The organism is Flavobacterium sp. KKT103 (assembly GCF_055640565.1).
This window is the reverse complement of sequence record NZ_CM145766.1, coordinates 1,360,450-1,381,012: the sequence shown is the minus strand read 5'-3', so window position 1 is coordinate 1,381,012 and position 20,563 is coordinate 1,360,450. Positions and strand designations below refer to the sequence as shown.

The 20,563-nt window shown below is 37.5% G+C and carries 17 protein-coding genes and 1 riboswitch; of the genes, 1 reads left to right on the top strand and 16 read right to left on the bottom strand.

Translation table 11 applies throughout. From position 1 onward, the window contains the following. Positions 1–37: 37 nt before the first annotated feature. From dtd to ACZ2G0_RS05790, 8 genes are all read right to left on the bottom strand, one after another. Positions 38–490, bottom strand: a complete 453-nt coding sequence (dtd, locus tag ACZ2G0_RS05825; protein WP_470309423.1) for a D-aminoacyl-tRNA deacylase — start codon at positions 488–490, stop codon at positions 38–40. Continuing rightward, complete coding sequence (gene rsgA / locus ACZ2G0_RS05820) at positions 487–1,467, bottom strand: ribosome small subunit-dependent GTPase A (RefSeq protein ID WP_470309422.1); 981 nt, start codon at positions 1,465–1,467, stop codon at positions 487–489. Before rsgA ends, dtd begins: the two co-directional genes overlap by 4 nt. 123 nt (positions 1,468–1,590) lie before the next feature. Continuing rightward, positions 1,591–2,220: a hypothetical protein gene (locus tag ACZ2G0_RS05815; protein ID WP_470309421.1), complete on the bottom strand. Its 630-nt coding sequence runs from the start codon at positions 2,218–2,220 to the stop codon at positions 1,591–1,593. A 102-nt stretch (positions 2,221–2,322) separates the two neighbouring features. Then, entirely contained in the window at positions 2,323–3,405 is a 1,083-nt protein-coding gene (locus ACZ2G0_RS05810; protein WP_470309419.1) for a chorismate mutase, read from the bottom strand. Positions 3,406–3,436: 31 nt separating this feature from the next. Beyond that, positions 3,437–4,294 (bottom strand): prephenate dehydrogenase, encoded by an 858-nt coding sequence (locus tag ACZ2G0_RS05805; RefSeq protein WP_470309418.1) that lies wholly within the window; start codon positions 4,292–4,294, stop codon positions 3,437–3,439. Positions 4,295–4,422: 128 nt separating this feature from the next. Further along, positions 4,423–5,580: a pyridoxal phosphate-dependent aminotransferase gene (locus ACZ2G0_RS05800; RefSeq protein ID WP_470309417.1), complete on the bottom strand. Its 1,158-nt coding sequence runs from the start codon at positions 5,578–5,580 to the stop codon at positions 4,423–4,425. Positions 5,581–5,628: 48 nt separating this feature from the next. After that, the gene (locus tag ACZ2G0_RS05795; protein WP_470309416.1) at positions 5,629–6,462 is read right to left on the bottom strand and encodes a prephenate dehydratase; all 834 of its coding nucleotides are present in this window, start codon (positions 6,460–6,462) and stop codon (positions 5,629–5,631) included. Positions 6,463–6,792: 330 nt separating this feature from the next. Next, a complete protein-coding gene (locus ACZ2G0_RS05790) occupies positions 6,793–8,040 on the bottom strand; it encodes a dicarboxylate/amino acid:cation symporter (protein ID WP_470309415.1) in 1,248 nt (415 codons plus the stop codon). Positions 8,041–8,206: 166 nt separating this feature from the next. Between ACZ2G0_RS05790 and gldA the strand changes: the two genes are divergently transcribed. Next, the gene (gene gldA / locus ACZ2G0_RS05785) at positions 8,207–9,103 is read left to right on the top strand and encodes a gliding motility-associated ABC transporter ATP-binding subunit GldA (RefSeq protein WP_470309414.1); all 897 of its coding nucleotides are present in this window, start codon (positions 8,207–8,209) and stop codon (positions 9,101–9,103) included. Between the two features lie 114 nt (positions 9,104–9,217). Here gldA and ACZ2G0_RS05780 read toward each other — a convergent pair whose 3' ends face one another. The 8 genes from ACZ2G0_RS05780 to ACZ2G0_RS05745 all read right to left on the bottom strand — a co-directional run bounded on the left by ACZ2G0_RS05780 (position 9,218) and on the right by ACZ2G0_RS05745 (position 20,456). After that, positions 9,218–9,745: a hypothetical protein gene (locus tag ACZ2G0_RS05780; RefSeq protein ID WP_470309413.1), complete on the bottom strand. Its 528-nt coding sequence runs from the start codon at positions 9,743–9,745 to the stop codon at positions 9,218–9,220. 217 nt (positions 9,746–9,962) lie between these two features. Beyond that, the gene (gene metF, locus ACZ2G0_RS05775) at positions 9,963–10,919 is read right to left on the bottom strand and encodes a methylenetetrahydrofolate reductase [NAD(P)H] (RefSeq protein ID WP_300287784.1); all 957 of its coding nucleotides are present in this window, start codon (positions 10,917–10,919) and stop codon (positions 9,963–9,965) included. An 80-nt stretch (positions 10,920–10,999) separates the two neighbouring features. Continuing rightward, entirely contained in the window at positions 11,000–13,681 is a 2,682-nt protein-coding gene (gene metH / locus ACZ2G0_RS05770) for a methionine synthase (RefSeq protein ID WP_470309412.1), read from the bottom strand. Positions 13,682–14,345: 664 nt separating this feature from the next. Next, complete coding sequence (locus ACZ2G0_RS05765) at positions 14,346–15,347, bottom strand: homocysteine S-methyltransferase family protein (RefSeq protein WP_470309411.1); 1,002 nt, start codon at positions 15,345–15,347, stop codon at positions 14,346–14,348. 246 nt (positions 15,348–15,593) lie between these two features. Continuing rightward, positions 15,594–15,709: riboswitch (SAM riboswitch) on the bottom strand. 92 nt (positions 15,710–15,801) lie between these two features. Next, the gene (locus ACZ2G0_RS05760) at positions 15,802–16,854 is read right to left on the bottom strand and encodes an NAD(P)/FAD-dependent oxidoreductase (protein WP_470309410.1); all 1,053 of its coding nucleotides are present in this window, start codon (positions 16,852–16,854) and stop codon (positions 15,802–15,804) included. A gap of 147 nt (positions 16,855–17,001) precedes the next feature. Further along, the gene (locus ACZ2G0_RS05755) at positions 17,002–17,592 is read right to left on the bottom strand and encodes a precorrin-2 dehydrogenase/sirohydrochlorin ferrochelatase family protein (protein WP_470309409.1); all 591 of its coding nucleotides are present in this window, start codon (positions 17,590–17,592) and stop codon (positions 17,002–17,004) included. Beyond that, positions 17,579–18,373 (bottom strand): uroporphyrinogen-III C-methyltransferase, encoded by a 795-nt coding sequence (gene cobA, locus ACZ2G0_RS05750; protein WP_470309407.1) that lies wholly within the window; start codon positions 18,371–18,373, stop codon positions 17,579–17,581. The genes ACZ2G0_RS05755 and cobA overlap by 14 nt, the downstream gene beginning before the upstream one ends. Beyond that, positions 18,366–20,456, bottom strand: coding sequence for a nitrite reductase (locus tag ACZ2G0_RS05745; protein ID WP_470309406.1), 2,091 nt, complete (start codon positions 20,454–20,456; stop codon positions 18,366–18,368). The genes cobA and ACZ2G0_RS05745 overlap by 8 nt, the downstream gene beginning before the upstream one ends. Between the last annotated feature and the right edge of the window lie 107 nt (positions 20,457–20,563).

The following is a 20,563-nucleotide window of genomic DNA, read 5'->3' as shown; positions in this document are numbered from 1 at the left end:
TCCAAAAATAAATAAAATCTTATGATAAACAAGAAATTTACTCTCTATTTTTACTATCTATCATTATAGTTACAGGACCGTCATTCACTAAAGCTACTTTCATATCAGCTCCAAAAACTCCAGTTTGAATTTGTTTACCTAGAGCAAACTGCATCTTTTGTACAAAATTCTCGTAAAGCGGAATGGCGATTTCAGGCTTGGATGCCTTTATATAGGAAGGGCGATTACCTTTTTTTGTGGCTGCGTGAAGTGTAAATTGACTAACAACGATAATATCTCCGCCTGCATCTAGGACTGATAAATTCATAACCTCATTAACATCTGCAAAGATTCGCAAATTGACAATTTTGCCCACCAACCAATCAATATCATTTTGGGAGTCGGCATCTTCAATTCCTACCAGCACCAGCAGACCTTTTTTTATATCGGCTACAATTTTTGAATCAATTGTAACGGATGCTGATACTACTCGCTGTAATACTACTCTCATAGACCTCTTGTTTTGTCACTCTCTTTTCGGTCCTCATCATAGTTATCTGTACGGTAGTTTTCGTCATCACCTTCTAATAATTTAAGGTAACTATTGTAGCGGGACCATGCTATTTCATCTTTTTCCAATGCATCCTTTACCGCACATTTAGGTTCGTCCTTATGTATGCAGTTATTGAATTTACATTGATCTTTTAATTTGAAAAACTCAGGAAAGTAACCGCTAATTTCAACTGGCTCCATATCGACTACCCCAAAACCTTTGATTCCGGGAGTATCAATAATTCGTGCCCCAAAAGCTAGATCATACATTTCAGCAAAAGTGGTGGTGTGTTGCCCTTGTTTACTAGCTTCAGATATAGTTTTAGTTTTAAGATGCAAGGTTGGCTCCATGGCATTCACTAAAGTTGACTTACCAACACCTGAGTGTCCTGAAAACATACTCACTTTATCTAGCATCATTTCTTTCAACTTTTCGATTCCCTTCATTTCAGTAGAGGAAACTCTAAGACATTTATATCCAATTTCTTGATAGACATGTTGCATGTATAACTGCTCATCCAAGGTCGCCTCGTCAAAAGTATCTATTTTATTAAACACTAAAATAGTTTCGATACCATAAGCTTCAGCAGTTACTAGAAAACGATCAATAAAGTTGAAAGTCGTAGGTGGATTGTTTATGGTAATCAATAAAAAAACACGATCAATATTACTGGCAATAATATGCATTTGATGTGATAAATTAACCGACTTGCGCACGATGTAATTTTTCCTTTCATGGATATTAAAAATAGTTCCCGTGATTGCATCCGAGGTCTCATCTATTTCATAATCTACAACATCTCCAACCGCGATTGGATTGGTGCTTTTAATTCCTTTTATACGGAATTTACCTTTTATACGGCATTCAATAAAATCCCCTTGTTCTGATTTTACGGTATACCAACTTCCTGTAGATTTATAAACGAGTCCTGTCATGCAGCAAAGGTAAAATTTTGTTTCAAGTTTAAAGTTCAAAGTTCAAAGTTTTTTAAACTTCGCTAAAAGCAAAATCCCCTCAACTTAATAAGCCAAGGGGATTTGTATCTTGAGATGCATACCTTATTTTTCGTAAGGAAAATTTCTAGACACTTTACGCATCATGCTTTCTACTATGTCATCAGTGGAAGAAGCCAAACCTTGATCCATAGTTTTGAAAAATCTCCATAGCAAATCTCCGTCCTTACCATTATTTATGGTCATCGTTAATGTTCCCGTTCCTGTTTTTCCTCCAAAACCTCCAAATAAAACTGCTGATGCGATTGCCCCTGCTTCAGATTTTGATTGTTCTGTTTCAAATGTCCCACCTATAATTCCATCAACTCCGAGAATTTTTGCAATTTCATCTTTTGTAAATTCATCAAGTTTATCTAAAGCTCCTGCCTTTTTTAATAGAATATTAGTTTTATCAACATCCTGAAAACCTACGCTGTAATTATCTACTTTTCGCAGTAAAAAAGTATACATACTTGATTGAATTGATTTAGACATTTTAGCTTCTTGCTCACTATTAGCTTCCGCATTAAAATTTTTAGGTTGTTTTTTGTAAGTAATCTTAACTGTAAAAGGAATAATAGCAACTGTTTTGTGCTCTTTAATTAATGTAGCCATTTGTGGATTTTCAAAAATTTGTTTTTGAGAATACCCAAGAAAACTTAAGAATAAGAATGATAATGCGATTAGTTTTTTCATAAAAAAAAGGTTGATGTAAATATTTGAAATAAATTAAGGTGCAATAGTACAAAAAAAACCTACACGAATGTAGGTTTTTTATTATTTTGCTAAAATATTTAATTAAGCGTTTAGCACCTTATCTTGATGACCAATACTTTCTTGGTGAATGGCTTTAAACATTCTGAGTACAAACTCTTCAGTAAGTCCTTTTTTCTCTCCTTCAAGAATCATTTTCCCTAAAATTTCATTCCAACGCTTGTTTTGCAATACAGCAACGTTAGCGTCTTTTTTTACCTGACCTATTTCATCAGCTACTTTCATACGCTTCCCAAGCAACTCCAACAAGTTAGCATCAAGCACATCAATAGTTGCTCGTAGCTTTGTCATTTTTGTAGTGTATTCATCTGAATCTACACTCACGTTACGCACTCTCAAATCCTTGAAAATTTGTTTTAACGCATCTGGAGTTACCTGTTGCGCAGCATCACTCCAAGCATTATCTGGGTCAATGTGCGTTTCGATAATCATACCATCATAATTCAAATCTAGCGCTTCTTGTGTTACCTCCAAAATCATTTCGCGATTACCTGTAATATGCGACGGATCGATAAGTAGCGGTAAATCAGGGAATTTATTTTGCAACTCAATAGGAATCTGCCATTCTGGAATGTTACGGTATTTGGTTTTTTCATACGTAGAAAAACCTCTGTGAATTACTCCTAAGTTTTTTATTCCTGCAGCGTACAAACGCTCTACACCACCTAACCATAAAGCCATATCAGGATTTACAGGATTCTTAATTAAAACAATCTTATCCGTCCCTGCGAGTGTATCTGCAATTTCTTGCACTGCAAACGGATTTGCAGTAGTACGTGCGCCAACCCATAAAACATCAATATCATGCTCTAATGCTAGCTTACAGTGAGCAGCAGTAGCTACCTCAGTCCCCATTAGCAAACCTGTTTCGGCCTTCGCTTTTTGCAACCATTTTAATCCTATCTCTCCAACACCTTCAAATCCTCCTGGACGCGTTCTTGGTTTCCAGATACCCGCTCTAAAAACACTTACATCTGAATTTTTTAACTCATGAGCAATTTTCAATACTTGATCTTCTGTCTCAGCACTACAAGGTCCTGCTATCACAAATGGGTGAGTTAAATTAAATTCATTCAACCAATTTCTCATTTCTTTCTTGTTTTCCATCTTTCTAGTTTTTATTCTTTAATTTTTAGTTTTATCTTTTTACGTTCATTCCGTTTAGTATTCCTTTTATCTTATTAACGCTCTGCATTTCTTGATAAATCGCCTCGTAATCATCATTGATTAACAAATCCTTGAATTGCGTCAAATTCGAGATGTATTCCTCTAGTGTTTCGACTACCTGTTCCTTATTTTGCTTAAAAATGGGTGTCCACATTGCTGGGGAACTTTTAGCCAATCGCACTGTACTTTCAAATCCGGAGCCCGCCATATCAAAAATATCTTGCTCGTGTTTCTCTTTTTCTATGACTGTTTTTCCTAACATAAAAGCACTAATATGCGATAAGTGTGAAACGTAGGCGATGTGCTTATCATGCGAGTTAGGATCCATATACCTAATGCGCATACCTAATGCTTTAAACAACTCTAATGCTTTTTCTTGTAGCTTAAAAGCCGTACGCTCTACTTCACAAATAATATTTGTTTTTCCTTCAAACAATCCCAAAATCGCTGCTGACGGACCTGAGAACTCAGTTCCCGCAATCGGATGCGTAGCAATAAAATTTCGGCGTTTCGGATGCAAGGCTACTGCTTTACAAATAGGCGCCTTAGTCGATCCAACTTCAAATACAATCGTCTCATCACCTATCGAATCTAAAACCTGTGGCAAAACAACTAGCGCCCCATCCACTGGAACGGAAACTATCACAAAATCCGCCATATGGAGCTCGTCCATTTTTCCTGCCAGGTCAACAACTCCCAAAGCTATTGCCTCTTGCAAATGTGTTTCATTTGTATCAACGCCATAAACAGTCGCTTCAGGATGCAGCCGTTTTATATCCAAGACCATTGATCCTCCAATTAATCCTATTCCTATAACAAATACGTTCATTTTTTATTTTTTAGTAGCCATTCCTGCTATCCGTTTCAATCTTTTTTGCCTCCCTAAACCTATCGGTTCGGCATAAAAGGATTTCCTCTACTATCAGGGCTAGGCCAATCGCTTATTACCGACTTTTATCATTTCACCACACTAAATCGATCAATAGCCTCTTGAATTTTTTCTTCTTTAACACAAAGTGCAAACCGAATATAACCCTCTCCATTACTCCCAAAAATTGTTCCTGGAGTGATAAAAATATGCTTTTGGTACAAAATGTCATTTATAAAATCTTCTGCTGATGTAATTCCCGCTGGTAGTTTCGCCCAAACAAAGAGTCCAACACCTTCTTTATACACTTGGCAACCTAACTTTTCGGCTAATTGCTCTGTCAGGACACGTCGCTTTTGGTAAATTGTATTCATCGATTCAAACCACGAAGCATCACTTTTTAAAGCTGCGATAGCTCCTTTTTGTACCGGATAAAACATCCCGCTATCCATGTTGCTTTTTACTTTTAAAACCGCATCAATCGCCTGAGCATTTCCAACCACCATTCCCACGCGCCATCCAGCCATGTTAAACGTTTTACTTAAAGAATTCAGCTCTAAAGCGACATCCATTGCACCCTTTACTTGCAATAAACTCATAGGATTATCGTTCAAAACAAAACTATAAGGGTTGTCGTTTACCAATAGAATATGATGCTTTTTAGCGAAAGCTACTAACTTTTCAAATAACGCTAAACTCCCTCTTGCACCAGTAGGCATATGAGGATAACCTATCCACATTAACTTCACTTTTGATAAATCTAACCTCTCAAGTGCATCAAAATCTGGTTCCCAATTGCTAGCTTCTGTTAGATCATAATATACAGGTACCGCTCCTACTAAATTCGTGACTGAGGTATAGGTGGGATAACCGGGATTCGGAATCAAAACGGCATCGCCTTCGTTTAAAAAAGCCATCGAAATATGCATAATACCTTCCTTAGATCCCATCAAGGGTAAAATTTCAGTAACGGGACTAACGGCAACACTATAATTATTTAAATAAAAATCAGCCATGGCTAGACGTAGCTCTGGCAAACCCTGATAACTTTGATATTGATGTGCACTATCATCTTGCATCGCAGCGGCAATAGCAGCAACTACTTTTTGTGGCGGATTCAAATCAGGGCTTCCAATTCCCATATTAATAATAGGATTTCCCTCAGCGGCAAGCTGTCGCACCTCTCTCAATTTACTTGAGAAATAATATTCTTCAACAATATCTAATCGTTTTGCGGTAGTAATCATGTGATGCTTTCTTTATTATTTTCCTTTTCAGGATTTTATTCTATTTAATTAAAGTAGTGGTTTACTATTTTTATACTCTCCCAAAACCTTTAAATACTCCGCCATAATTTCTAAAAGTGACTTGGCTTTTGCATAATCTTCATACTTATCAAAAGTAACATCGACAAAAAAGGAATATTTCCAGGGTGTTTCAATTTTAGGTAAGGACTGGATTTTTGTTAAATTCATCTTGCAATCACTAAGCACATTTAAAACTGCTGCTAGACTGCCTCTTTTATGATCCAATTCAAACTTTAATGATGCTCTATTAATCTCCTCTTTTGACACAAAGGAATTTTGTTTTTTCAAAATCACAAATCGTGTCATGTTGTGATTAATAGTTTGAATCTCGGCTGCTAAAATTGTCAATCCATACATTTTTGCGGCTGTTTTACTAGCAATCGCTGCAATTCCCTTAATTTCATTTCCTTGAATTCTTCGCGCTGTTTCAGCCGTATCCTTATCTTCAACCAACTTTATCGCCGGATACTTCTTTAAGAATTCCATACATTGCAGCAAAGCCATTGGATGCGAATGCACCTCCGTGATATCTTCCATTTTCTGTCCCTCTAAGGCCATTAAATTTTGATGAATTCGCAAATAATGTTCTCCAATAATGTGTAAATTATTTTTATCGATTAAAGCATAATTAGGAATAATAGGTCCTGCAATAGAGTTCTCAATTGCCATAACAGCCTGCTCTGTTTTTCCAGACAAAATACTATCTACAAGTTCATCAAAAGACAAACACTCATCTACCTCAACCTTTTCTCCAAAGTATTCTTGCGCTACTTGATGATGAAACGAACCTTTTATTCCCTGTATTGCGACTTTTACTTCCATTTATTCCAAAAAAAAATCCCGATTTTCATCGGGATTGTATATTTATAATTATGATTTAATTCTATCAATTAAATAACCATATAACAATCCCTATCCTCTTTCCAGAAGAAATAATAAGTATTGCTAAAATAAAATCGGTTAGTAGTCATTAGGACTTTTTTACTTTTAATTCTTTGCTAATGTATTAATTATTTTTAAGGCCATCAAAAAAAAAGTTCATTTTAAGTAACTAAAAAGGAATTCTCTAAAAAACTAGTTTTAAATTACATAATAAGTAAAAAAACACTCGTAAATCACTACCAATCAAAAGAGTTTAATAGTTTATTCGGTCTAATTTTTAAATTCAGCTGCTTCCAAAAGCCAATTTTTACCATTAGAAATCCTTGTAATCACCATAGCCGAGACAACATCTCCATTTGCATTTAACAAAGTCGCCATAGGATCAACCAAAGTTCCAACAATCATGGCTGCAGGTAGCGCTTGCTCCATAGGAAAACCATAAATTGTAATGGCCAAAATTTCTCCAATATAACCACCATTTGGAATCCCTCCTTCAACCACTGAAACAATTACTGTTATTCCTAATGCGGTAAGCAAGGTCATTGGGTCAGTAAAATCCTTGCCGAACATAGCAAAAATAACTGCTATCTTAATAATTGAAGACATACTTGAACCATCCTTATGCAGTGGCGCGCCTAACGGAATAGCCACATTCCTAATATAAGCTGGAACTTTCATCTTTTCTGCAGCTTCTAGGTTAGCGGGTATCGTAGCAATGCTACTACAGGTTCCTAAAGCCGTTAAAGCAGGTGTTATGTTATTGGTCCAAAATGTTTTCAACCCTAATTTACCTCCAGCTATAAAAGCATACAAGCTAAAAAATACCACAAAATAAAAGGCGCAAACACCATAATACAAACCTAATGGTTTTGCATAGGCACCAAATAATTGAGGCCCAAATATCCCTACTTGGTATGCAAAATAAGCACCTAGACCTATGGGAGCTGTTTTCATGATCAGATGCAATAACTGTTTCATAACCTCATTTCCTGAATTTAGAAAATTTCTAAAACTCTCCCCTTTTTCGGCTGACCTTAAACTAGAGAATCCAATAAGAAAGGAGAAAATTATTAAGGCAAGCATAGATTTTCTGGAAAGTAGTTCATAAAAATCGTTGGCAGTTAAAAGCTGTGTAATTTGAGAGCCTCCGTCAGTTGCTACCATATCTTCAACTGGCAGTGTCGAAATCACAATATCTTGATGAATTGGAAAAACCATTACGCCAACCATCATTAGCATGGCAGAAATTAATACCGTACCTAAAAAAACAATAATCACTATAAAAAAAAGTCTACCGAGCTTTTCCGACTTCTCTAAACTAGCGATCGAGGAAGCAATCGTAAAAAATATCAATGGAATAATTGCAGTAAAAAGCAAATTCAAAAAGATATCACCCAAAGGCTTAATAATTGCAACTTCTTTTCCAAAAACAAGCCCTAATATGCTTCCAACTGTAATACCGCACAAAAGCCAAATAATACTGCTATAGGTTTTAAATAAACTTTTACTTTCTTCCATGAGATGGTTTTTAATAGATTTAGGTTAAATATATCATTCTATTTTCAATTAACAATTTCAGTTGTCAATTATAAAGTAGATGGAACCCGGACCAGAATGCTAGTTTGTTTCATAAAAACTACAAATCAATCCTTTTTCTTTTTACTTTTGCTACAAATCGCGCATCATGTCAATCGAAGTTCAAAATATCTCTAAAAGTTACGGTGCTCAAAAAGCATTGGACAATGTTTCCTTTTCGATAAAAAAAGGAGAAATCGTTGGTTTTCTTGGTCCCAATGGAGCAGGTAAATCTACTTTGATGAAAATACTAACCACTTATTTAGCCGCAGATGAAGGAACTGCATTGGTTAATGACCATGATGTAAACGGTAATCCAAAAGCAGTACAGCAATCAATTGGGTATCTACCAGAGCATAATCCGTTGTATTTAGACTTATATGTTAGGGAATATTTGGCTTTTAATGCCGATGTTTATAAGGTTGCCAAAGAAAGAATTGAAGAAGTAATCACACTAACTGGTTTAACAGCAGAGAGTAATAAAAAAATCGGGCAATTATCGAAAGGATACCGACAAAGAGTAGGACTTGCCAATGCCTTACTTCACAATCCCGACGTACTGATTCTTGATGAACCTACCACTGGTTTAGATCCTAATCAATTACTAGAAATTCGTTCCGTGATTAAAAATGCGGGTAAGGACAAAACTGTTTTCTTATCGACACACATCATGCAAGAGGTTGAGGCGATTTGTGATCGTGTGATTATCATCAATAAAGGACAAATTGTTGCCGATAAAAAATTAGATCATTTGATAACGGCTGATAAGGAGCAAGTAATCGAAGTTGAATTTGATTATAAAATCGAAGAGGAAGCGATTGCCAGAATGCCTCATTTAAAGTCTTACAAAAATACACATGACTTCTCATGGGAACTAGTTTTTTTAGCTGATAAAGACATGCGTCCTACCGTTTTTGATTTTGCTCATGATAATGGATTAAAAACATTACAGTTAAATCAAAAAAATAAAAATCTAGAAGCTATTTTTAGAGAAATCACAAACTAATATTTTTTAGATCCGAAAATTGAAACCAAAAAAATGCCCTCTTCAAAACCTATTGAAGAGGGCATTTTTTTAATGTCGTTTTGCTTTACTGCAAAACTATTTTTTTTGACTTTTTTATTCTTTATAGGTAGATAATAAAGCAGGTAATGGAGTAGAGCCGTTTTGATCTTGCGGAGCATCCGGATTTTCAGTGGCTACTTTTGTATTCAGTGGCGCACCTACTGGAATATCACATCTATGATTTTTTTCTCCGTGTGGCGGATTCATCCCTTTGGCTGTGACCTGCTTGGGTGCTGAAGACACCACAGTTTGCTGTATTGGCGCGGCAGTTGCAGTGGTTGCGGTAGCCGATCCAGCCGAGTTCAGCGGTGCTCCTACGGGAATATCACACCTATGATTGGGCTGACCGTGAGCAGGATTTACGTTAATCGCTCCAGCTGAAGCTGTCGTTTCATTGTTTTCTCGAAATAAATTATGGCTTTGAGCCGTTGCTGCAGGTGTAGCTTGACTATTAAGACCTGAAGCTGTTTGTTGTGTAAAAGGAACTACTTGCCTTGAATCACTTACGGATCCAGTTTCTTCTTTCTTGCAAGAAGCTATTAAAAAAGTAATACCTAACAGTAAGCTAAGAGAATATTTCATTTTGACATTATTACGTTACTATCTTCAAATATAAGGTTTAAAAAGGAATCATCAAAAGTGTTGCAAATTCAATTACGTTCCCATGCGCTCTTCTCCTATTATTTCTGTACAAAACTAATCTTGTACAAACATTTGATTTTTAGCCCAGATGGCAGCGGCATCCTTTTTATTTTTTCTTTAAAAATAAAAAGATAAAGCGGACAGCTGGATCAAGCTCCTAAAAAAGAGCACTCGCAATTTGCCTGATATTCTCTGATTTCCCCATAGAATAATAATGCAATACCGGCACGCCGGCCGCTTTCAACTCTTTGGATTGCTGAATTGCCCATTCGATTCCAACTTGTTTCACATCGGCATTGGATTTACATGCATCCACCGCGTCAATCAAATCCTCAGGTAAATCAATACGGAAAATTTGAGGTAAGATTTGTAAATGTCTTTGTACGGCAAGCGGCTTGATTCCCGGAATAATGGGTACTGTAATTCCCATTTCGCGCGCTTTAGCTACAAATTCGAAATATTTAGCGTTGTCAAAAAACATTTGAGTAACTACGTAATCAGCGCCTGCATCGACTTTCTCTTTTAGTCTTTTTAAATCTGATAAAAGCGATGGAGATTCTAAATGTTTCTCCGGATAACCCGCCACACCTATGCAAAAATCAGCTTTATTATCCACATGAATGACATCATGCAAATACTTGCCCTCATTTAATAATTTAACTTGTTGCACAAGATCTATGGCATATTTATGACCACCATCTTTAGCTACAAAGGATTGTTCGTCCTTCATGGCGTCGCCTCGCAAAGCCATTATATTATTGATTCCTAGGTAATGACAATCTACCAATAAATACTCAGTTTCCTCCTTTGTAAAACCACCACACAATACATGAGGAACCGTATCGACATTGTACTTATGCGTAATCGAAGCACAAATCCCTAAAGTCCCAGGACGCATTCTGGTTAGTTTTTTATCCAACAAACCATTTCCTTTATCGACATAAATAAACTCCTCGCGAGAGGTAGTCACGTCAATAAACGGCGGCTTGAACTCCATCAAAGGATCAATATTGTCATATAATTCTTGAATACTCTTCCCCTTTTGAGGTGGTATAATTTCAAAGGAGAATAAGGTATTCCCGTTTGCTGCTGCTATATGTTCTGTTACTTTCATAGTAAAGTCTTAAAGTTTGAAAGCCGAAGGTCGAAAGTCATGCCCTTTGGACTTTATGACTTATGACTTTGCGACTGGTATTAATCTGCTATATTCGGGTTTAACCATTTAGTAGCCATATCTGTAGAGATACTTCTTCGCTTGGCGTAATCGATTACTTGATCTTCTTTTATTTTCCCAAGTCCGAAATACTTGCTTTCAGGATTCCCAAAATAATATCCCGAAACTGATGATGCTGGCCACATTGCCATACTCTCGGTTAAGGTTACTCCTATTTCTTTTTCGACATTTAGTAATTTCCAGATCGTCGGCTTTTCTAAATGGTCGGGACAAGCAGGATATCCTGGTGCAGGACGAATTCCTTTGTACTCTTCAGCAATCATCGCCTCCGTACTTATGTTTTCATCCGGTGCGTATCCCCAAATTTCTTTACGAATTTTCTCGTGTAAATATTCCGCAAAGGCTTCGGCAAAACGATCGGCCAATGCTTTAACCATAATCGAATTGTAATCGTCTAAATCTTTTTCGAATTCAGCCGCCCATTCATCAACTCCAAAACCAGTAGTCACACAAAAAGCACCCATGTAATCTGTTTTACCCGAATCTTTTGGCGCGATAAAATCTGCCAAAGCGATATTTGGAGCTCCTTTTGTTTTTTGTGATTGTTGGCGAAGCGTTAAGAACGTTTGTAATGGCTTTCCGTTTTCATCTGTCAGCTCAATATCATCATCATTGATTTGATTAGCAGGGAAAATTCCGTAAATTCCTTTGGCCGTCAATTTCTTTTCTTTCAAAATAACCGCTAACATTTCCTGTGCATCCTCAAAAACCGAAGTCGCTTGCTCCCCAACTACTTCATCCGTTAAAATCGCTGGATATTTACCAAACAATTCCCATGTTCTAAAAAAGGGCGTCCAGTCAATAAAAGGGACCAATACATCGAGCTCTACTTCAATAACTTGTTCACCAATTATATTTGGTTTCACAGGCGTGAAATTATCCCAATCTAATTGCAGTTTATTTTTACGTGCTTGTTCAATAGTCAAGAAGTTTTTGTCACGAGAACGGTTTAAAAACGTTTCTCTAAACGCATCATATTCCGCTCTTATATCGCTTGCATATATTTTTTTATCCTTGTTCAACAAACTTCCAGCAACGGTTACGGCTCTCGAAGCATCATTTACATGGATAACTGTTTCTCTATACTGAGGTGCAATCTTAACGGCGGTATGCGCGCGCGAAGTCGTTGCCCCACCAATCATTACCGGAATTTTCATTCCGCGTTTGTCTAATTCTTTAGCTAGATAAACCATTTCGTCTAGCGAAGGTGTAATCAAACCACTTAACCCAATAATATCTACTTCGTGTTCGATCGCTGCAGCAATAATTTTTTCAGGAGGCACCATCACACCCAAATCCACAATCTCATAATTATTACACGCCAACACCACCGAAACAATATTTTTACCAATATCATGGACATCTCCTTTTACAGTTGCCATTAATATTTTCCCATTCCCTTGTTTCTCTCCCGCTTGTTTACTCGCTTCGATGTATGGTAATAAATACGCTACCGCTTTTTTCATCACACGCGCCGATTTTACCACTTGCGGCAAAAACATTTTCCCCGAACCAAATAAATCTCCCACCACGTTCATTCCCGTCATCAAATTGATTTCGATTACCTCGATAGGTTTTGTGGCAGCCTGTCGCGCTTCTTCAACGTCTAATTCTATAAAAGCATCTACTCCTTTTACAAGCGAGTGCGTAATTCTTTCTTGCACCGTACCTGAGCGCCATTCTTGAATTGCCTTTTCATTGCTCTTTACATCGCCTTTTACATTTTCGGCAAAATCTAGCAAGCGTTCCGTAGCATCATCGCGTCTGTTTAAAATTACATCTTCAACATGCTCTAATAAATCTTTCGGGATATCATCATAAATCGTCAACATCTCTGGGTTTACAATCCCCATTGTCATTCCGTTTTTAATTGCATGATACAAGAAAACCGAGTGCATCGCTTCCCTAACCGTATCATTCCCTCTAAACGAAAACGACACATTACTCACCCCACCGCTTATGTGCGCGTGTGGTAAATTTTCGCGAACCCATTTGGTTCCTCTAAAGAAATCCAAGGCGTTCAATCGGTGCTCTTCCATTCCTGTAGCAACCGGAAATATATTTAAATCAAAAATGATATCCTGAGGCGGAAAACCCACTTTATCAACCAAAATATCATACGAACGTTGACATATTTCTACTCTACGATCGTAATTATCAGCCTGACCGGTTTCGTCAAAAGCCATGATAATCGCCGCAGCACCGTAACGCTTAATCAATTTAGCATGATGAATAAAAGCCTCTTCGCCTTCTTTTAACGAAATCGAGTTTACGACACTTTTTCCTTGTACGACTTTTAGTCCGGCCTCAATAATGTGCCATTTCGAACTATCGATCATAATAGGCACACGCGAAATATCGGGTTCGGCAGCAATTAAATTCAAGAATTTGGTCATGGCATATTCACCATCCAGCATCCCTTCATCCATATTAATATCGATGATTTGCGCGCCACCTTCCACTTGCTCCTTAGCAATACTTAGTGCTTCTTCGTATTTTTCTTCCTTGATTAATCGAAGAAATTTTCTAGAACCTGTTACATTGGTACGCTCCCCAATATTCACAAATACGCTATCTGGCGTAATGATCAAAGGCTCTAATCCCGCTAACACAAGGTTTCTTCTAGTTTCTTGTTCTGCCATTTTTATTTTTTATTTTTTCAACAGACTTAAAATCTGGTGCTATAAAATTCCTTTTTCTTTTGGGCGTGTCCCTCCGCTTCTCTTCGGGTCAGGCTTTACGTTTCAAGTCCTCGCTACGTTTCGCTATCGCTACACTTCACTGTGGGCTTTTCACTGCACACGAGCGGAGCGAACTGGCGAAGCAATCCTTCACGTAGATTTTTGAATTCGATGTCATTGCCATTTCAATTGTCATTCTTATTCCTGTTTGTCATTGCGAGGAACGAAGCAATCTTACTACTACCTCAACGGTATTAATTCTACAGCCTTGTCCTTTGACGAAAAAGAATCTCCGCTATTGGAGCAACTTGATGAGATTCTTCCTTCGTCAGAATGACAAATCCGGTTTTCTTGCTATTGCGAGGAACGACGCAATCGGATCCAACATTTCCTTTCATATAATCTCCTCTTTTTGATTCAAATTAAGAATCACCTCAGTTGCTCTCGTAATATGATTCCTTCGTTCCTCGGAATGACAAACGTGTGCTTTCTTGTCATTGCGAGGAACGACGCAATCTCACTCAGCATATCTCATCAACATTATTTCTATTATCTGACTTCCTTTAAGGAAGAATTACTTCAGTTACTATCGCTACGTGATTCCTTCGTTCCTCGGAATGACAAACTACATCACTGCCTCCGAAACTCTTGGTTTGTAATCCTTAGCGATATCTGCAATTAACCTAATATGTTCTGGTGTTGTACCACAACATCCACCTATGATGTTTACTAAATTATCGTCGAGATAGGTTTTTATTTGGGCTTGCATTTCTTCTGGGGTTTCGTCGTATTCTCCAAAAGCGTTTGGCAATCCTGCATTAGGATGCGCTGATACATTGAATGCGGTGTTTTGTGACAAGGTTTGTAAGTAGGGTTTCAATAAATCCGCTCCAAGAGCGCAATTGAAACCCACACTCAACAACGGAATATGCGACACCGAAACTAAAAAAGCTTCTACCGTTTGTCCAGAAAGTGTTCTTCCTGAGGCATCGGTAATCGTTCCAGAAACCATGATTGGAATATCGATATTGCGATCGTCTTTTACTTCTTCAATGGCAAAAAGTGCGGCTTTGGCATTTAGTGTGTCAAAAATAGTTTCGACTAATAAAATATCGCTTCCGCCGTCAATTAACGCTTCGACTTGCTGCTTGTACGCAATACGCAAATCATCAAAAGTTACTGCTCTGTATCCTGGATCGTTTACGTCTGGTGACATACTCGCTGTTCTATTTGTTGGCCCTATTGAACCCGCTACAAAACGCGGTTTGTTGGGATTTTTGGCGGTGAATTCATCGGCTACTTCGCGGGCCAGTTTAGCCGACTCATAATTCAATTCGTACACGTATTCTTCCAAGAAATAATCGGCCATACCGATGGTGGTTCCTGAGAACGTATTGGTTTCAACGATATCAGCTCCGGCTTCAAAATACGCAGCGTGCACCGCTTTTATGGCTTGTGGCTGTGTTAGTGATAGTAAATCGTTGTTCCCTTTTAGAGAATGTGGAAAATCTTTAAAACGTTCTCCTCTAAAATCTTCTTCAGAGAAATTGTAACGTTGCAACATGGTTCCCATGGCTCCATCGAGGATGAGTATGTTTTTTTTAATGGCTTCGTGAATGCTTGACATAACTTTTTATTTCTTGTAAATCACAATATGAATTGAGATAAATACTTTTGATTAATAGTTCTTAAAGTTCACTATTGTTTGTCTTTAGCCCTGATGGAAGCGGCATCCTATTGTGCCGGTGTTCGGCGCAATAGATATAGCGTACAGCAGGAGGGATCGTGGTTAAAATGCACCGTTGATCTGCTCTAAAAAAAATATCGATATGTTGTCAAGAAAATTGTTGAGAAATACGTGAGACGTATTCTTGTGTTATCTATCTTAGATACTGTGTTCAGCATTAAGTAGAATGTAGCACCTTCTTTATAAGATAAAGGGTTGCTAAGGTTTCATCGGGTCTTTCCCTCCGCCTTTCGTGATAACTTTCAATAAATATAGGAACACTGCAAAGAAAAGATAAAGCGCTAATACTCGCAAGTATTAGCGCTTAATTTTTTAACTTGTATAGGTAATTTTGTTAAACTATTGCTTTAACAACAGCTTTTGGAGCTTCTTTACGAGTTCCATCAAATCCGTCTACTCCTGAAACTGTAGTGTATTTCAACACATAACGTTTTCCTGGATTGATGATTTGGTAGGCCGCTTGGCACATTAATGTAGCCTCATGGAAACCACAAAGAATCAACTTTAATTTACCCGGGTAAGTATTGACATCTCCAATGGCAAAAATTCCTGGAATGTTCGTTTGGTAGTCTAAAGCGTTGTTTACTTTGATAGCGTTTTTCTCAATTTCAAGTCCCCAATTTCCAATAGGACCTAACTTAGGTGTAAGACCAAAAAGCGGAATAAAATAATCGGTGTCAATGGTACGGTTAGCTCCATTCTCGTCGATAACAATCGACTCGATGTGCTCTGCTCCGTTCAATCCTACTACCTCAGCTGGTGTAATCATGCGAATTTTTCCAGCATCTTTTAATTCTTGTACTTTTTCAACAGAATCTAATGCACCACGGAATTCATTACGACGGTGAATCAAAGTCACCTCTGAAGCGACATCTGTCAAGAAAATACTCCAGTCTAATGCTGAATCTCCTCCACCGGCAATAACCACTCTTTTATCTCTAAACTCTTCTGGATCTTTGATAAAATATTTGATTCCTTTATTTTCGTAGAAATTGATTCCCTCGATTAATGGTTTTCTAGGCTCAAAACTTCCTAACCCTCCAGCAATTGCAATTACCTTAGCATGGAATTTAGTCCCTTCATTTGAAGTCACAATAAAACTTCCGTCTTCTTGTTTATCGATAGTCTCAGCGCGTTCTCCAAGAGTAAAACCTGGCTCGAACTGCTTGATTTGTTCCATTAAATTATCTACTAAATCTCCTGCTAATACTTCAGGAAAACCTGGAATATCATAAATAGGTTTTTTAGGATATAACTCAGATAACTGCCCACCTGCTTGTGGCAAAGCATCTAATATATGGCATTTTAATTTTAATAATCCTGCTTCAAAAACTGCAAAAAGACCGGTTGGGCCTGCTCCTATTATTAGGATATCTGTTTCAATCATCTTATTTTGAATTAATCCCTCGCCATTATTTCAGGACTTTTGGGAACGTTTTATTTGTTGACAATTTACAAAGTAACGAATGAGTTTAGCTTAAACAAATGATAAAAATCATTCAATTCCTTGTTGTTTTTTTCTTAATTTTTTATTCTAATTCGCTTCCTTACTTTTAGATAAAGTAGCTGTAATTTCATTCATTTTTTGCACTTTCTCCTCAAAATCTCCTTTTAAGGTTTTGCGATATTCGTTTAGGTTTTCGACCATTTTATTAATATCCTCTGGAATTACCTCTTCAAAAAACTGGCGCAATCGCTTGGCCGTAGTAGGTGATTTTCCATTGGTTGAAATGGCAATTTTGACATTCCCTTTGGTAACAATTCCGCCTAAATAATAGTCACACAAAGGTGGAGTATCGGCAATGTTACAAATCAAATATTTTTTTCTGCACAAATCGTAAATCCGTTTATTGACTTTCAAATCATCGGTACATGCAATGACCATGTGGCGTTTGCGAAGCATCCAGCGATTGAATTTCCTTGACGTTAACTTTACTGAATCGTGCTTTGCTGCTAGTAACTCTAACTCAGGCAAAAAACGCGGTGCAACTACCTCAACATTAGCATTAGGACTGGATTTTAATAAAAACGATAGCTTTTCTAAACCTACATTCCCGCCTCCAACAATCAAGACATTCAGATTATTCAGTTTTAGAAAAATAGGATACAATTCATTCCTTTCCATAAACTACTTGTTGCTTACCAATCGCTTTTATTTCTTCATAAAATCGATCGATTTTCTTACTATCTCTTACTACCTCTCCTATTACAATAATAGCAGGAGAACTTAATTTTTGTTCAAAAACTACTTGCTGAATCGAGCTTATCGTTCCCATTCCTGTTTTCTCTTCAGGTGTGGTTCCGTTTTGAATGATTGCAACAGGCGTTTCTCCCTTTCCTTCCTTTTGAAAAATAGCAACAATTTCATCTAACTTACTCATGCCCATCAAAACTACTACCGTAGCAGATGATTGTGCTGCCAACGCTACATCAGTTGAAAGCTTGCGCGCCGAAGTAGTTCCGGTAATTACCCAAAAGCTTTCTGAAACCCCTCTTTTTGTCAAAGAAATTCCACTAGATGCAGGTACCGCGATTGAAGATGAAATTCCAGGCACGACAAAGGTAGGAATTCCAAAGCTTTCTACATAGTCAATTTCCTCACCACCTCTTCCAAAAATAAACGGATCACCACCTTTTAGACGAACTACATGACCGTAGGTTAGGGCGTTGTCTACTATTAGTTGATTGATTTGGTCTTGGGTATAGGCATGAAATCCTTTCCTTTTTCCAACAAATATTTTAAGTGCTCGTTTAGGAGCGTAGCTCAAAAGTTCTTCATTTGCTAAAGCATCATATAAAACCACATTGGCTTCAGCGAGTGCTTTTGCTCCTTTTATGGTCAGCAAGTCTGGGTCTCCAGGTCCTGCACCAACTAAAGTTACGATGGGTTTTACTATTTTATGCATTAGCTAGGTCGTTTGCTCTGTAGGCTTCAATATTTTGAAAGAATGCAATTGCCTCTTCTATATATTTTTTGGCGAAAGCCTCAGAAGGTTCGTTTTGATTTATTTGATACACCAAGTCTTTAAAAGTTGACTCTAAAGTTATTTTGTTAGTGTCGACAAAAACGGTGTCGAACAAATTGATGATTCCCGCATGGTGGTTTGTCTTTTCGTTCTCCGCTAGCAATAAAGCCTTGGCTCCATTTACGAAACCGGCATACGCCAAATAAATCGCGTCAGCCCAGTTTTTATCTTCGAATGCTTCTTGTGCAAACGTCAATTTATCTTTGGCCTCTAATATTAAAGTAGCTACCAAGTCAATTACAACTCCTGCGCATTCTCCAATACCAACGGCTTTAACATAATTATCAGCATTTCCCCAGTCGATGAAATCTTCGTCTGTCAGATTAGTCACATCTGCCAAAGGTTTCAAGAATTCATAAAAATACTTTTCGCCTTGCGCATCATAATAATCTAAGAAAGATTTCCCGTTCGCATTGGCTTCGAAATCATTTAAAATGTAACGCAATGCATCTGGTCCTCTACGACTTGGAATTTTGATTACTTTATCGGAAAAACGTCCTTTTCCATCACCTAAAACCCCACCACCAAGCAATACTTGTAAAGCCGGCGCTACTAGTTTACCAGAGTTGATCGACATTCCTTGAAAACCAATTGATGACATGTTGTGTTGACCACAAGCATTCATACATCCACTGATTTTGATGGTGATTTCACGATTGTCTTTGTATTGCGGAAACTCTAATTTCAATACGCGTTCTAGCTCCTCAGCAATTCCGGTACTACTTGCAATTCCAAGGTTACAGGTATCTGTTCCTGGGCAAGCGGTAATGTCATTAATTGTATCGTACCCTAAGGTTACAAAATCTAGTTTGGCTAATTCTTGGTAGAAGAAAGGTAAATTCTCTTCTTTTATATTTCTCAGCACAATGTTTTGCTTTAATGAAAAACGCAATTCATTGGCTCCGTAATTTTTAATTAATTCGGCTAAAGCTCTTGCTTTGTCTGTATAAAAATCTCCTAAAAGTACTTTGATACCAATCGCAACATAACCTACTTGTTTTTGAGCAATCACATTCGATTTTTTCCAAGCCTCGTAAGCTGCTACATCATCAATAGTTACTGAAGGCACTTCTAATAAAGTTGCTGGAATAGCACCATCAAAAGCGGTAGTGTCAATTTCGTATGACTGGTACGACAATGCTTTTTTCTCTTCGTCAACTAATCGTAAGAATTCCTCTTTTCCAATGTCTTTGATTAAGAATTTCATACGTGCTTTTAAACGCTTGGCTCTTTCACCATGACGGTCAAAAACTCTCAAAACTCCTTCGGTAGTTGGGATAATTTGGTTTACCGGAATAAATTCTGATAACAGCTCAGCGTGATGTGGTTGCGAACCTAATCCTCCACCTAACATTACTTTAAATCCACGTTCGCCGTTTACAATCTTTGGAATAAATCCTAAATCATGTAAATAACTCAAAGCAGTATCTTTATCCGAAGAAGAAAATGACATTTTAAATTTACGTCCCATTTCTTGCGAAATAGGATTCCTCAAGAAAAATTGAAACATAGCATGCGCATAAGGCGAAACATCAAAAGGTTCGTCTACATCTACACCCGCTAATTCACTCGCTGTGATATTACGCACGGTATTCCCGCAGGCTTCCCGAAGTGTAATATCGTCTTTGGCAAGGTTCGCCCAAAGCTCTGGAGTTCTGTCTAAACTCACATAGTGAATTTGGATATCCTGACGCGTTGTGATGTGCAAACGCCCTGTTGAGTACTCATCAGAAACTTTAGTAATACGCACTAACTGTTCGCTCGTCACCTTTCCAAATGGTAATTTAATACGAATCATTTGTACGCCTTCTTGACGCTGACCATAAACTCCACGCGCTAAACGCAGACTACGAAAACGCTCATCATCAATTTTACCATCCTTGAATAACGCAATTTTTCTTTCTAAATCGATTATTTCTTTTTGAACAATCGGATCTTCTATTTCGGTTCTAAAACTTTCCATATTTTTTGAGCTTTGAGCCATGAGCTTTGAGCTTTAGACTACTAGGTGATTTTTTATTATTAACTATTGATAAAAACGCAATGTTAATCTCTTCAAATTTATAAGCT

Coding starts and splice junctions, on each gene's coding strand:
- gldA (WP_470309414.1), top strand. CDS start 8,207: ATGTCAATCGAAGTTCAAAATATCTCTAAAAGTTACGGTGCTCAAAAA.
- cobA (WP_470309407.1), bottom strand. CDS start 18,373: ATGCATAAAATAGTAAAACCCATCGTAACTTTAGTTGGTGCAGGACCT.
- rsgA (WP_470309422.1), bottom strand. CDS start 1,467: ATGACAGGACTCGTTTATAAATCTACAGGAAGTTGGTATACCGTAAAA.
- ACZ2G0_RS05815 (WP_470309421.1), bottom strand. CDS start 2,220: ATGAAAAAACTAATCGCATTATCATTCTTATTCTTAAGTTTTCTTGGG.
- ACZ2G0_RS05790 (WP_470309415.1), bottom strand. CDS start 8,040: ATGGAAGAAAGTAAAAGTTTATTTAAAACCTATAGCAGTATTATTTGG.
- ACZ2G0_RS05760 (WP_470309410.1), bottom strand. CDS start 16,854: ATGATTGAAACAGATATCCTAATAATAGGAGCAGGCCCAACCGGTCTT.
- dtd (WP_470309423.1), bottom strand. CDS start 490: ATGAGAGTAGTATTACAGCGAGTAGTATCAGCATCCGTTACAATTGAT.
- ACZ2G0_RS05745 (WP_470309406.1), bottom strand. CDS start 20,456: ATGGAAAGTTTTAGAACCGAAATAGAAGATCCGATTGTTCAAAAAGAA.
- ACZ2G0_RS05810 (WP_470309419.1), bottom strand. CDS start 3,405: ATGGAAAACAAGAAAGAAATGAGAAATTGGTTGAATGAATTTAATTTA.
- ACZ2G0_RS05795 (WP_470309416.1), bottom strand. CDS start 6,462: ATGGAAGTAAAAGTCGCAATACAGGGAATAAAAGGTTCGTTTCATCAT.
- ACZ2G0_RS05780 (WP_470309413.1), bottom strand. CDS start 9,745: ATGAAATATTCTCTTAGCTTACTGTTAGGTATTACTTTTTTAATAGCT.
- ACZ2G0_RS05805 (WP_470309418.1), bottom strand. CDS start 4,294: ATGAACGTATTTGTTATAGGAATAGGATTAATTGGAGGATCAATGGTC.
- ACZ2G0_RS05765 (WP_470309411.1), bottom strand. CDS start 15,347: ATGTCAAGCATTCACGAAGCCATTAAAAAAAACATACTCATCCTCGAT.
- ACZ2G0_RS05800 (WP_470309417.1), bottom strand. CDS start 5,580: ATGATTACTACCGCAAAACGATTAGATATTGTTGAAGAATATTATTTC.
- metF (WP_300287784.1), bottom strand. CDS start 10,919: ATGAAAGTAACAGAACATATAGCAGCAGCAAACGGGAATACCTTATTC.
- ACZ2G0_RS05755 (WP_470309409.1), bottom strand. CDS start 17,592: ATGGAAAGGAATGAATTGTATCCTATTTTTCTAAAACTGAATAATCTG.
- metH (WP_470309412.1), bottom strand. CDS start 13,681: ATGGCAGAACAAGAAACTAGAAGAAACCTTGTGTTAGCGGGATTAGAG.